Below are 13,044 nucleotides of genomic sequence, written 5' to 3'. Positions count from 1 at the left end.
GGGCAAAATCTCACGGCCATCCAGTATCTCGTTCATCAAGACTATAGCCGGGCTGGGATAGGGTCATGTCAGGACATGGATCGGAGGGCACACGGTGGGCGCCGGTGTATGGGGGACCCGGCCGAGTGGTCGGTCAGCGGTGGTGGCGGAGATCATCCGCCGGTTGCGCAGCTACACCGTCGACGCCGGCCATGTCGGCCATGCTTTCGCCGCACTGCACGACCTGCACGCCACCGACCTGCAGGCGCTGATCGCCGTGATGGACGCCGAGCAGACCGGGAGCCCGATCACCCCGGGCGGCCTGGGCGTGCACCTCAACCTGACCTCCGGTTCGGTCACCGCCCTGGTGGACCGGCTGGAGCGGGCCGGACACCTGTACCGCGACCGGGACCCGGACGACCGGCGCAAGGTGCGGCTGCGGTACGCGGCCGAGGGCGCCGCCCTGGCCCGCGAGTTCTTCGCCCCGCTGGGCCGGCGTACCGACGCCGTGATGGCCGACTTCACCGACGACGAGTTGGAGACGGTCCGCCGGTTCCTGGCGGCGATGGGCGAGTCCACCCGGGCGCACCGCGACGAGGTGCGCGCCGCTGCCCGGGACGGCGGCCGTGGGCGCTGACGGCCGGCCCGATCGGCGGCACGGTCTTGCGGGCCTGCGGCGGCACGGTCTTGCGGGCCTGCGGCGGCACGGTCTTGCGGGCCTGCGGCGGCACGGTCTTGCGGGCCTGCGGCGGCACGGTCTTGCGGGCCTGCGGCGGTTCGGGGTCCCGGGCCTTCGTCGGTTCGGTGCCGGGGGTCCGTGGCGGGTCCGGATCCGGCGCGACCTCGCCGTGCGGACCCGCGACGGGCTGCGGCTGCGGACCGACCACTATCGGCCGGTGGGTGCGGGCGCCGCGCCGGCCGTGCTGATCCGGACCCCGTACGGTCGGGGCGGTCCGGTCCGGCTGCTCGGTCTGCTGTTCGCCCGCCGTGGCTGGCACTGCGTCGTCCAGTCGTGCCGGGGCACGTTCGGGTCCGACGGCCTGTTCGAGCCGTTGCTGCACGAGCGGGCCGACGGGCTGGACACGTTGGAGTGGTTGCGCCGGCAACCCTGGTACGACGGACGGCTTGGCACCTTCGGCATCTCCTACCAGGGCCTCGGGCAGTGGGCCACGGCCGCCCATGCCGGCGACGACCTGCGGGCGATGGTCGCGGTGGTCACCGCCGCGCAGACCCGCGACTCCACGTACGCCGGCGGGGCGTTCTCCCTGGACACGGTGCTGACCTGGGCGGAGCTGATGTCGGCGCAGCAGGTGCCGTGGCTGACCCGCCAGCGTGAGCTACGTCGTGGCCTGCCCCGGCTGACCGCCGGCCTGGCGCATCTGCCACTGGCCGAGGCCGACCGGGTCGCGACCGGGGTCACCGTGCCGTTCTTCCAGGAGTGGCTCACCCAGCACCGTCCGGCGGCACCGTACTGGCTGCCCCGTACCTTCCACCGGGAGGTCGCCCAGGTCCGCGCTCCGGTGTCGATGGTGACCGGTTGGCACGACATCTTCCTGCCGGCTCAGCTGGCCGACTACGCGGCGTTGCGGGCGGCGGGCCGGCGGCCCCGGCTCACCGTCGGGCCGTGGACGCACGGCAGTCCCGGGCTGTTCGTCACGGCGTACCGGGAGGCGGCGGAGTTCTTCGCGACCTATTTCGGCGAAGGGCCCGCCGCGTCCGGGCACCGGCCGGTGCGGGTGCACGTCGCCGGGGCCGGGTGGCGTGACCTCGCCGACTGGCCGCCGCCGGCGACGACCACCGGGTGGTACCTGTGGCCGGGCGGTCGGCTGGGCCGGGCGATGCCGCCCCGGTCGGCACCGGACCGGCACCGCTACGACCCGGCCGCACCGACTCCGGCGGTGGGCGGGCCGATGCTGATCGCCCAGCACGCCGGGGTGCGCGACAACCGGGAGCTGGAGGCCCGCCCGGACGTGCTGACCTACACGAGCGGGCCGCTGGCCGGGCCGGTGGAGCTGATCGGCCCGGTGACGGCCGAGGTGTACGTCCGCTGCACCGTCGCGTACTTCGACGTGTTCGTTCGGCTGTGCCGGGTCGACCGGCGCGGCAGGTCCTGGAACATCTGTGATGGACTGTCCCGGGTGGATGGGGCGACGAACGGCGAGGCGGTCCGGGTGCCGGTGACCCTCTGGCCGACCGCCTGCCGGCTGTCGGCGGGGGAACGGTTGCGGGTGCAGGTCAGCGGTGGCGCGCATCCGCGGTGGGCGAGAAACCCGGGCTCCGGCGAGCCGCTGGGTACCGCCGCCCGGCTGCTGAGCAGCCAACGGTGGATCTTCCATGACCCGCAGCGGCCGTCGGTGGTCTGGTTGCCGGTCACACAGGACTGACGATCCCTGCCGCCGCCGGCCACCACCCGGCCTCCGGCGGCGGGCCGGTGCCAACCGATCCGAACCAGCAGCGGTCCACAACTTTACCCATTGCTGCCAATACTCAGAGTTATTTGCCCTGGTCAGGAGCTTGTTGGTCACGCTATTCTCGATACATGGCACCGTCGGGAGGCGTCGGTCACCAAGACTGACGACACCGGGAGGACCGGAGTCGAGTTGTCGCCGGACGTGCCGATCGAGGTGAGTCACCGGCCGGGCCAGCCGGTGCACACAGTGGACCTGATGGCGCGGCGGCGCCCGCACCGGCGAGCGGAACCGCACCGGTGAGCGGGGCCACCCGGCAGGCGGCGGCCGAGCCGGTTCACGGTCCCACGTTCCTCCGACGCCGACTGGAATCGATCCACCCACCCCATCCGCCGGCTGGGAAAGGAGGCACCACCACATGGGAATCTGGACCGATCTCGCTACCTGGCGGGGTCCCACCGTGAACAGCGGCAACGGCACCGGTGCGTTGAACGAGCCGGAGGACCGCCTCGACGCGCACCACGGCATCGTGGTGCACATCGCCGCCGGCTACTTCGAGGGCACCATCGCCTGGCAGCGTAACCCCGCGTCGCGGGTGTCGTCGCACTTCGTCGTGGCCAAGGACGGGCGCATCGCACAGATGGTCGACACCGAGATCCGGGCATGGACACAGCGGGCCGGCAACCGCACCTGGCTCAGTATCGAGAACGAAGGGTTCCTGCCGGACCGGCTCACCGCACCGCAGCTGGAGGCGAACGCCCAACTGCTGGCCCGATCACACCTCGAACACGGCGTGCCGGTCCGCAACGCGAACAGCCCGCTCGAACGCGGACTCGGCCACCACAGCATGGGGGCCGAGAACGGCTTCGACTGGGGACACAGCCAGTGTCCCGGTCCGGCGATCGTCGCTCAGAAGCCGACGATCGTCGCCCGGGCGGCGCAGATCGTCACCGCGATCCGACCGCCGGTACCACCCCGACCGCGATGGATTATCGACGACCTCGACGACCCGGGAGACACCGTCATGTACCTCGTGCAGTGCACCATCCAGACCCCGAACCCGATCTACGTCGTGCACGACAGCGGCAAGGTCCGGCACATCGGGCCCGCCGAACTCGCGTACCTGCGCAGCCTCGGCGGCGAGGACGAGGTGCCCACCATCACCGAGTCCGACCCGGCCGCCTGCTCGCGGTTGCTGGCCGAGGCCCGGGTCGCCCAGGGCTTCCTGCAGAACTGAGCGGTCCGGTGCGGCCCGGGCCTCACCCGTCCGGTGTCAGGGACTCCCAGCTGACGCCCGGGTACCCGCCGGACCGCCGCCAGAAGTCGTCGAACTGGGCGAGGGTCAGCTGACCCGGCATCGGATACCGGGCCGGGATCGCCCGCAGCGCCTCGTCGTACCGTGCGTACAGCGACATCTCACAGGGGAAGTCCGCCAGGTTCCGGCCGAGGTAGCGCCCGCTACGGGTGGCCCGGTCGAGCACCGCCTGCCACCGCTCGGGCGGCGGCCAGCCCACCGCGTCCGGCACACCGTTCTGGAACAGCGCCAGGTGGATGTCGGCGTACGGATCCCGCTCGTCCAGGTAGCGTTCGACGTCGTGCAGGCTCGGATCCATGGTGAACGTCATCCAGTAGGGCACCGAGCCGGTCCGCAACGTCCACCACGGGTCGAGCACGATGAACGACTCGATCAGCAGCCGGCGCGCCGGGATGCGCCGCTGCCGGTACCACCACTGGTAGAGGTCGGCGACCATCGGCGAGGGTGCTGACGGCCGGTCGAACCCGATCCGGCGGACCTGGTAGCCGTTCTCGGCGGCGAACCGGTCGACGTCCTCGGCCAGTTCCGGGGCGAAACCCCACTCCGCCTCCGGGCTGACGCTGTCCGGTTCCGGGCCGACCCACCGGCGTACCGGGGAGTCGTAGCGGTGCAGGTAGGCGGCCACCCGGGGGCCACCCCGGTGGAACTCGTTCTGGGTGGCACCGCCGACCGCACCGTGCTGGAACACATGGCGCTCACCGACCGCGGTGGTCCGCCACTGCTTGCGGCAGTCGGCGATGATGATCGTCCCGCCGGGAGCCAGCCGTTCCCGGAGAAACGCCTCGTACTCCGCGCCCAGGGTGCGGCGCTTGAACCGGAAGTAGGTCAGCGCCCGCACCATCAACCGGTCCTGGTTGGCGTCGTGCATGTGGTGCAGCTGGATGTCCGGGTTGGCGTCGAGCAGCGCCCGACCCGGCTGCAGACCTTTGCGCAACGCGGTCGTCGGATCGTCCGGATGCACCCGCTGGGCGACCGGGATGAAGAAGGTCTGCGGCAGCCACGGCACCCCCAGCGCCGCCCACAGGTGCACCAGCGCGCCGCTGGACGAGCCGACCGCCACCGCCGGATAGCGGCGCCGTGGGTACTCCCGGGTCACCCACCGGGAAACCTCCGCCACGTCGATGCGGCCCATCTTCGCGGCCCGTACCGCCTCGGTCAGCCCGCCGACGATGAACGCCTTCTCCCTGGCCCGGCCCGGCAGCAGGTCGGTCGCCTTCACCAGCGGTTTCAACAGTCTCGACTGGCCGAGGGCGGGAAACGACTCACCCCGTAGGTACGCGGCGGTGGCCAGCAGCATCGCCGAGGCCGAGTCGAAGCTAGCCAGGAACGCGGGCGCGGGCACCGTCGACACCTCCGCCGGTCGTCGCGAGCTCGTCGAGGAAGCCGTGGATCACCCGGGCGAACTCGGCCGGGTTGTCGTGGCTCATCGCGTGCACCACGCCGGGCAGTCGGCACAGCCGGGCATCGGGGGCCTGCCGGCGCAGGTCGGCGACCCACTGGTCGGACACCAGCGGGTCGCGGGTGCCCCGGCACACCAGCACCGGCGCGCCGACCCGGCGGATCCTGTCCTCGGGCCGGTCCGCCAGCGCCGCAGAGAAGGTCCGCAGCACCCGCCGCACCCCCGCCCGGCGGTAGTCGGTCAGCTGGATCCGTTTGAGCCGGACGGACTGGGTGGTCTGCTCGGCCTGCCAGCGCCACAGCTGGCTGCGCCACGTGCGGCGACCCGGATCCACCGTGGGGCTGGCCAGCACCACCGCCGACACCCAGTCGGGGGCCTGGGCGGCCGCCTCCAGCACCACCTGACAACCGAGTGACACGCCGACCAGTACGGCCGGGGCGGTGACCACGGCGGGCAGCCAGCTGGCCACGGCGGTGCCGAGTTCGGCGACGTCGGGCACCGGCTCCGGCTTGCTGCTGTGGCCGCAGCCGGGCAGGTCCGGGGCCAGTACGGTGCCGGTGGCGGCGAGCCGGCCCGCCACCGGTACGCCGAGTCCGGCGGCGACTCCGAGCCCGTGCACCAGCACGATCGGCGGCCGGCGGTTGGCCGGTGCCGGCGGCCGGTCCGGGCCCTGCGTCGTCGGCGCCGCCGGTCGGTCCCAGCACAGGCTGGTGATCGTCCACATGATGTCCGAGGGTGCGCCGGCCCGGACCCGCCAGCTCGGCGGGGCCGGCACCTCGACCTGCCGGGTGACCGGCTGCGGCGTCGGCGAGCCGGGCGGCGACGGCGTCAGCAGCGGACTCATCGGGCACCACGCGAGGCGGGGTACGCCGTACTCCGGCCGCTGTCGACCCGGGCACCGAGCGGCATGGGTCGCAGCAGGTTGCCGGCGGTGTAGCCGACCGGAACGTCGGCGGCCTGGGACCGCCGCGCCGCCCGGGCGCGGGCCCGCTCGGTCAGCGCCGGCAGCAGCCGGGCGGCGAGCACCCCGCGCCGGGCACCGGGCCCGACGTGAACCTCCCGGCGAGGGCTGCGGACCAGCTTGACGACGGTCATGGCCACCTCGTCGGGGTGGCAGGGGCGGGCCGGCGGCACCATCCGCCGACCGGTCCAGTTCGCGGCGCTGCGCGACATCGGGGTGTCCACCGGCCCCGCCAGCACCGTGCACACCGCGATCCCGGGCACGTCACGAACCTCCTGCCGGGTGCAGTCGCTCAGCGCCCGGACGGCGTGCGCGCTCGCCGCGTACGCGCTCTGCTGCGGCGTCGGCACCCAGCCGTGCACCGACGAGACGGTGATCAGGGTCCCGTGTCCCTGGTCCCGCAACCACGGCAGCGCGGCACGGATGCCGTGGTACGTGCCAAACAGGTTGGTTCGCACCACCTGATGCCACAGGTGTGCGGGAGTTTCCTCGACCGCGCCGTACAGGTTGACCCCCGCGTTGTTGACCCAGACGTCGATCCGGCCGAACTGGGCGACGGCCTGCCGGGCGGCGTCGGCGACGGCGTCGGCGTCGGTCACGTCGAGCGGAACCACCAGCACCTGTCCGCCCCGCCCACGGCATTCGGTCGCCACCGTCTCCAGCGCGTCCCGGCGGCGGGCCAGCAGCACCAGAGTGGCGCCGGCGGCGGCGAAGCGGTGGGCGCAGGCCCGGCCGGTTCCACTGGACGCGCCGGTGACGACGACGACCCGGTCGTCGAGATGTCTGGCCATGGGTTCCTCCCGGTCTCGGTGGGCAGGGGTCAGTCCATCGGGGGTACGCCGAACGGCAGCGCCATCGGTCGGCCCCAGTCCCGCCACGGTGGGCAGGGCAGTGGCGGTTCGTCGTCGAGGAACCGGTTGACCTCGTGGTAGAACGCCGGGGTGTCCGGCAGGAAAGGGTGCGCCTCGCGGACCGGACAGACGTTGCGGGCGACCGGCAGCCGCCAGCCATGCGGCATCAGCGGCAGATCGGTCGCCGAGGTGACCGCCGCCGCCCGCACCGGCGGTGGCAGCGGATCGGTCAGCACGGTGGCCCCGCCGTTGGCCGGGGCGAGTAGTTCCCGGGCGGCCGGGGCGTCCGGCTCGAAGTGGAAGTCCACCCAGTCGGAGATCGGCACCAGCAGCCGGAACAGGTCGCTGCCGACCCGACCGGGCCCGTCGCGACCCGGTGGGAGGTAGCCGGCCGGGCTGTCCGGGAACGGCCCGACCAGGATCAGCTCGTCGACCTGCGCCGTGGCTCCGTCGGTCACCGCCTCCCAGGCCACCCACACCGCGTGCGAGTGGGCGGCGACGACCAGCGGGCGGGGCAGGTCCCGGACCTGGTCGGCGAAGATGGCCACCTGCTCGGCGAACGGCCGCTGGGTGTCCGTCCGGTCGTACGGGGCACCGGTGCGGATCGGGCAACGGGCCCGGCCCTGCGGCTGGCCGTCGCCAGGGCCGGCGTAGGAGAAGTAGAACGTCTGCGCGCAGGTGTAGCCGAGGACGTCGGTGCGGGTGCCGAAGATGGTGCCCCGGCCGGAGGCGGAGTTGATTCCGCTCATCAGCAGAATGGAGCCGGCGCGCGGGGCGGCCGGATCGGTGACCGGCACCGACCTGGTGGCGATGAACCCGGCGGTCGCGACCAGGAACAGCGCGGTGGCGCCGACGAGCCGCAGCCGGGGGAACGCCGGGGCCGGGCGGGCGAGCAGCCGGACCGTGACCGCGGACAACGCCCCGGAGACCGGCACGGCGACCAGCAGCAGCGCCGGGAACTGTTCGGCGAGCACGCCGAGGCCGATCACGGCGGCCGCGTACGGAACGGTCACCTCGACCCGCAGCCCGTGGCGCCAGGCGCGCCGCCAGGCCCGGCGCAGCCGGGTCGTGCCCTGCCACGGCAGCGTGATGACGACGACCACGACCAGCGCCATCAGCCCGACGCCGGCCCAGAACAGCCGGGAGTAGAGGACGGCGGCGGCGATGTAGGTGGCCTCGGCGGCGAACAGCAGGACCGGCAGCGCCGTGAGGTAGACGGTGGCGGCCAAGCGTAATCGTTGCCGGTCCAGCCCGCCGAGCATCAGCGCAAGTACGCTCACCCGTACCGCCAGCGCCCCGATCAGCCCGGCGGCGAACCACGGCCGGGACGGCGCTCTGGTCAGCAGCAGCCGCAGGTCGGTGTACAGGTCGACCGGGGGCAGGGCGACCAGGTGCGCGAGGCCGGGCCAGTGGGGCAGCGCGCCGGTGGCAGCCAGCAGGGTCGCCCCGACGGTCAGCACAGCCAGCGGCCAGAGCCGGGGCGGTCCGAGGGTCGGTGCCGCCCGGCTCGCGCCGGCGGTGTCCGTTCCGTCCCGTGTGCCCATCCGGTCACGCCGCCCGTCCTGTCCCGGCCGGCCGTGGAGAGCCGGGTCTGGTGATGCCGAACGACGGCTGCCCGCCGGCGGGTGGCTCAAACCTGCCCGGCGATGGACGCCGGTGCGGGGGACCGGCGGACGGTTTCGGTCCGGGGCGGTGTGGGTACGGCTGCGGTGTTCACACCCGTTGCGCCCGTACCGTGAGGAGCGAACGATCATGGCCGACCAGCACATCCGGCAAGATCCGACGGAGCAGTACGGTCAGCAGCGGGGGCAGCCGGTGCAGAAGCAGCCACCGCCGGGCACCGGCGCCAGGATGGATCCGCCGCCGGACCACGGCGAGGAGAGTTACCGCGGCTCCGGCAGGTTGACCGACCGTCGGGCGGTGATCACCGGCGGGGACTCGGGGATCGGCCGTGCGGTGGCGCTCGCGTTCGCCCGGGAGGGCGCCGACGTCGTCCTGTCGTACCTGCCGCAGGAGGAGCGCGACGCCCGGGAGACGGTCCGGCTGGTCGAGTCGGCCGGCCGGCGGGCGGTGCCGGTGCCCGGCGACATCACCACCGAGCATCAGTGCGTCGAGCTGGTGCGACGCGCCGTCGAGGAGCTCGGCGGCATCGACATTCTGGTCAACAACGCCGGGTACCAGATGGCGCAGGAGAAGGGGATCGCGGAGATCTCCACCGAGCAGTTCGACCGGGTGCTGAAGACCAACCTGTACGCGTTGTTCTGGATCTGCAAGGCGGCCGTGCCGCACATGCCGCCGGGGTCCAGCATCATCAACACGTCGTCGATCCAGGCGTTCGATCCGTCGCCGTCGTTGCTGGACTACGCCACCACCAAGGCGGGCATCGTCAACTTCACCAAAGGGTTGGCGGCGAACCTGGTCGACCAGGGGATCCGGGTCAACTCGGTGGCGCCCGGGCCGGTCTGGACACCGCTGATCCCGGCGACCATGCCGCCGAAGGCGGTGGGGGAGTTCGGCACCACGTCGCCGATCGGCCGGCCGGCGCAGCCGGCGGAGCTGGCCCCGTCGTTCGTCTTCTTCGCCTCGCAGGAGTCCAGCTACACCACGGGTGAGGTGCTCGCCGTGACCGGCGGTCGCCGGACGATCTGACCGTCGCCACCTCGTCCCTGACGGGTCACCAGCCGCGGGCCCGCCACTGCGGCAGCGCCGGGCGTTCGGCACCGAGTGTGGAGTCCCTGCCGTGACCGGGGTAGAACCACGTGTCGTCGGGTAGCCGGTCGAACAGCTTGTGCTCGACGTCGTCGATCAGGGACAAGAAGTTGCGGCGGTTGCTGCGGGTGTTGCCGACCCCGCCGGGGAACAAGGCGTCGCCGGTGAACAGGTGCGCCACCCCGTGCGGGTCCCGGTAGAGCAGGGCGACCGAGCCGGGCGTGTGCCCGACCAGGTGGACGACCTCCAGTTCACAGTCGCCGACCGCGACCCGGTCGCCGTCGGTGATGGTGGCGGTGACCAGCGGCAGCCCGTCGGCGTCGGCCGGGTGGGCGAGCGAGGCGGCCCCGGTGGCGGCGGCCACCTCCTCCAGCGCCACCCAGTGGTCCATGTGCTGGTGGGTGGTGACGACGGCGGCGAGCCCGGCCGGACCGATCAGCTCCAGCAGCCGGGGTGCCTCGTTCGCCGCGTCGATCAGCACCTGCTCGCCGGTACTGGTGCAGCGCAGCAGGTAGGCGTTGTTGTCCATCGGCCCGACCGCGATCTTGGTGATGGTGAGCTCGGTCAGCTCCCGGACGTCCGGCGCGCCGCCGACGGTGACGTCTCCCTGGTAGGGCACCGGAACCTCCTGCTGGTCGTGGCTGGGCGGAATTGGCTTTCCCGGGCTGCCGTCAGAAGGCTACCGTTGCCGTGACGCGTCAGGCAGAGCTCTCCGGAGGGAGGTGGTGGTGACCGTGACTGTCCCCTGCGGTCCGTCCGCCTCTCCTTCCCACCGGGGTCGTCCGGCCGGTCCGGCCGGCGGGCACCCCACGACCTGACAAGGGTTCTCATGACGTTCGATCTCGTGTCCCTCGGCTGGGACGCCTTCCACGACCGTGCCCTGCCGGCTCCCGACACCGACCACCAGCCCGGCCGGGTGGCCCGGGTGGACCGCGGGGTGTGCACCGTACTGGTGGCCGACGGACCGATGCGGGCCAGTGTCGCCGGCGCGGTCCTCACCGCCGCCGCGTCCGACCCGGTGGCCCTGCCCTGCGCCGGTGACTGGGTGCTGGTGCGGACCTGGCCGGACGAGCGGACCACCGTCGAGCAGGTGCTGCCCCGGCGGACCGCGCTGGTGCGCCGTACCGCCGACAAGGACTCCACCGGGCAGGTGCTCGCCGCCAACGTCGACACGGCCGCCGTCGTCGAACCGATGCACCCGGCACCCGACCTGAGCCGCATCGAACGCTTCCTGGCGTTGGCCTGGGAGTCCGGCGCCGAGCCGGTGGTCCTGCTGACCAAGTGCGACGCGGTGGCCGACCCGGCGGCGGTGGCCGACCAGGTGTCTGCCGTGGCACCGGGCGTACCGGTGATCACGGTCAGCGCGCAACGCGGTGACGGCATCGACGAGGTGTCCCGGCTCGTGGCCCCTGGCCGCACCCTGGGGCTGTTGGGGCCGTCCGGGGCGGGCAAGTCGACGCTGGTCAACGCCCTTGCCGGCACCGAGGTGATGGGGGTGCAGGCCATCCGCCGGGTCGACGGCAAGGGCCGGCACACCACCACCTACCGGGCGCTGATCCCGATCCCCGGCGGCGGGGCGGTGCTGGACACCCCAGGGGTACGGGCGGTGGGTCTGCTGGACTCCGCCGACGGCTTGGACGAGGCGTTCTCCGACGTGGCCGAGTTCGCCGCCGCCTGCCGGTTCGCCGACTGCGCGCACAGCGGTGAGCCGGGCTGCGCGGTGCGTGCCGCGATCGAGTCGGGCGACCTGCCGGTGCGCCGCTGGGAGAGTTGGCAGCGCCTGCAGCGGGAGGTCGCGCACGAGATGCGTCGCCGGGACGCGCGGCTGGCCGCCGCCGAGCGGGCCAAGTGGAAGCGGATCACGAAGGACAACCGGGCACGTTACCGGCAGCGGTGACGCCGTTCGGTGGGCTCCGGTGACGGTCGTCGTCACCGGGCCCACCGGTCGCGGGGCGGTCCGGGTGGCGGCGGCGTGGGTCAGCTGCCGGTCGGGTGTTCGCGCAGCCAGTCGTCGACGGTGTCGCCACGGACCGCCGCGTACAGGTCCGCCGCGGCCGCCTCGTCGGGGAAGACGACACTCTGCCCGGCCTGCTGGCCGGTGCCCGCCGACGGCGAGGTGAGCATGGTCAGGTCGGTGCTGCGCAGCTGCCGCAGCGCCCACACCGTGTCGAACACCGAGGTGCCCTCGTCCACGGTGACCGCGTCGGCGGTGGCGCGCAGGAAGTCGTCCAGCCGGCCCGGGCTGGTGAGCAGCCCGCTGCCGCTGGCCTGGTCCAGCACCGCCGCGATGATCTCCTGCTGGTGCCGTACCCGGGTGAAGTCGCCGTCGGCGAACTGTTTGCGCTGCCGGGCGTAGTCCAGCGCCGTGTCGCCGTCCATCTGCTGCAGTCCGGCGGTGAACTGCCGGTACGGCGGGTGGACCGAGGTGAACGATTCGTCGACGGCGAGTTCGATGCCGCCGACGGCGTCGATGATCTCGGCGAAGCCGGCGAAGTCGATGAGCACCACGTGGTCGATCCGGACTCCGGTGAACGCCTCCACGGTCTGCACCAGCAGCGGCGTCCCGCCGGTCGCGTACGCGGAATTGATCTTGTCCTGGCGGCCGCCGCCGTCCGGGTCCGGAACCTGGACCCAGGTGTCCCGGGGGATGGAGATCATCTGTACGCCACTGCGGTCGGCCGGCAGGTGCGCCAGGATGATCGTGTCGGTGCGGGAACCGGAGGTGTCCGGATCCCGGGAGTCGCTGCCGACGATCAGGAAGTTCCTCGCCTGCTCGACGGCCTTGACCGGGCGTTGCGCCTCGGGCAGTGCGGTGAAGATCTCCACCTTGTCGACGTGCGACTCGACGGAGCGGGCGTACAGCCATCCGGCGGTGGCGGTACCACCGACCACCAGGAGTAGCGACAGCCCCGCCACGAGCAGGGCGAGACGCAGCCAGCGGCCACCGCGCCGGCGGGTGGTCGGCCGCCCGGTCGCTTCGGGTGACGCCTCGGTCGCGTCGGGTGGCGACGCGGTGTCGGGGGTGGGCGCTTCGGGCGTGGCGTTCGCTTCGACCATGGGGTCGGAGACCGCGTCGGACATGGGATCAGAGGCTACGTCGCCGCTGCCCGGCCCGACATTGCCGGCTTGGTCGGTCCTGCCGGCCGGATGGCAGCGGGGGCCGACCCGTCCCACCCCCCGATCGGACGGGCCGGCCCGCTGACACGTGGAGGAACCCCCTGCTCCACGCCAGGTCAATGGGTGACTTGACCAGTATGTGCAGTATGCCGGGAGATCCGGCTCGTCCGGGCGGTATTGGCGGGACCGGTGCCGGGATACCCCGATCGGGTGACGACGTGTGTCGGGCAGAGTTGTCGGAGCCCGGGGCTACAGTTGCCGAGGCATCGGCCGGGTCGGCGCAGACCCAACTGACCCGGCACCGT

11 protein-coding genes are annotated in these 13,044 nt (G+C 72.9%); 5 read left to right on the top strand and 6 right to left on the bottom strand.

Translation table 11 applies throughout. The features are described 5' to 3' along the window. The first annotated feature begins 94 nt into the window (after positions 1 to 94). The 3 genes from O7629_RS15445 (at position 95) to O7629_RS15435 (ending at position 3,624) form a co-directional block, all read left to right on the top strand. Positions 95 to 616 carry a MarR family transcriptional regulator gene (locus O7629_RS15445; RefSeq protein ID WP_278169977.1) on the top strand — a complete coding sequence of 174 codons (522 nt, stop codon included), beginning with the start codon at positions 95 to 97 and terminating at the stop codon, positions 614 to 616. A 130-nt stretch (positions 617 to 746) separates the two neighbouring features. Continuing rightward, a complete protein-coding gene (locus tag O7629_RS15440) occupies positions 747 to 2,363 on the top strand; it encodes a CocE/NonD family hydrolase (protein WP_278174548.1) in 1,617 nt (538 codons plus the stop codon). Positions 2,364 to 2,805: 442 nt separating this feature from the next. Further along, positions 2,806 to 3,624, top strand: a complete 819-nt coding sequence (locus tag O7629_RS15435) for a peptidoglycan recognition family protein (protein WP_278169976.1) — start codon at positions 2,806 to 2,808, stop codon at positions 3,622 to 3,624. 22 nt (positions 3,625 to 3,646) lie between these two features. Here O7629_RS15435 and O7629_RS15430 read toward each other — a convergent pair whose 3' ends face one another. Genes O7629_RS15430 through O7629_RS15415 form a run of 4 tightly spaced genes read right to left on the bottom strand, consistent with a single transcriptional unit; the run spans position 3,647 to position 8,457 of the window. Further along, positions 3,647 to 5,044, bottom strand: coding sequence for a hypothetical protein (locus O7629_RS15430; protein ID WP_278169975.1), 1,398 nt, complete (start codon positions 5,042 to 5,044; stop codon positions 3,647 to 3,649). Beyond that, positions 5,019 to 5,945 (bottom strand): alpha/beta hydrolase, encoded by a 927-nt coding sequence (locus tag O7629_RS15425; RefSeq protein ID WP_278169974.1) that lies wholly within the window; start codon positions 5,943 to 5,945, stop codon positions 5,019 to 5,021. Before O7629_RS15425 ends, O7629_RS15430 begins: the two co-directional genes overlap by 26 nt. Continuing rightward, positions 5,942 to 6,853, bottom strand: a complete 912-nt coding sequence (locus O7629_RS15420; RefSeq protein ID WP_278169973.1) for an SDR family NAD(P)-dependent oxidoreductase — start codon at positions 6,851 to 6,853, stop codon at positions 5,942 to 5,944. Before O7629_RS15420 ends, O7629_RS15425 begins: the two co-directional genes overlap by 4 nt. Before the next feature lie 29 nt (positions 6,854 to 6,882). After that, a complete protein-coding gene (locus tag O7629_RS15415; protein ID WP_278169971.1) occupies positions 6,883 to 8,457 on the bottom strand; it encodes a hypothetical protein in 1,575 nt (524 codons plus the stop codon). Between the two features lie 205 nt (positions 8,458 to 8,662). Between O7629_RS15415 and O7629_RS15410 the strand changes: the two genes are divergently transcribed. Then, positions 8,663 to 9,562 carry an SDR family oxidoreductase gene (locus tag O7629_RS15410; RefSeq protein WP_278174547.1) on the top strand — a complete coding sequence of 300 codons (900 nt, stop codon included), beginning with the start codon at positions 8,663 to 8,665 and terminating at the stop codon, positions 9,560 to 9,562. A gap of 25 nt (positions 9,563 to 9,587) precedes the next feature. Here O7629_RS15410 and O7629_RS15405 read toward each other — a convergent pair whose 3' ends face one another. Continuing rightward, a complete protein-coding gene (locus O7629_RS15405) occupies positions 9,588 to 10,241 on the bottom strand; it encodes an MBL fold metallo-hydrolase (protein WP_278169969.1) in 654 nt (217 codons plus the stop codon). Between the two features lie 210 nt (positions 10,242 to 10,451). Here O7629_RS15405 and rsgA point away from each other — a divergent pair, with 210 nt between their 5' ends. Beyond that, on the top strand, positions 10,452 to 11,519 hold the full coding sequence (gene rsgA, locus O7629_RS15400; RefSeq protein ID WP_278169968.1) for a ribosome small subunit-dependent GTPase A: 1,068 nt from the start codon (positions 10,452 to 10,454) through the stop codon (positions 11,517 to 11,519). 80 nt (positions 11,520 to 11,599) lie between these two features. On the opposite strand, the gene O7629_RS15395 is transcribed toward rsgA, so the two are convergent. Further along, on the bottom strand, positions 11,600 to 12,703 hold the full coding sequence (locus O7629_RS15395) for an LCP family protein (protein WP_278169966.1): 1,104 nt from the start codon (positions 12,701 to 12,703) through the stop codon (positions 11,600 to 11,602). Positions 12,704 to 13,044: the final 341 nt, after the last annotated feature.

The sequence above is a fragment of the Solwaraspora sp. WMMD792 genome (assembly GCF_029626105.1).
Classification (GTDB): domain Bacteria; phylum Actinomycetota; class Actinomycetes; order Mycobacteriales; family Micromonosporaceae; genus Micromonospora_E.
Note: the sequence above shows the minus strand (reverse complement) of the source record. Positions and strands in the feature narration are given on the sequence as shown.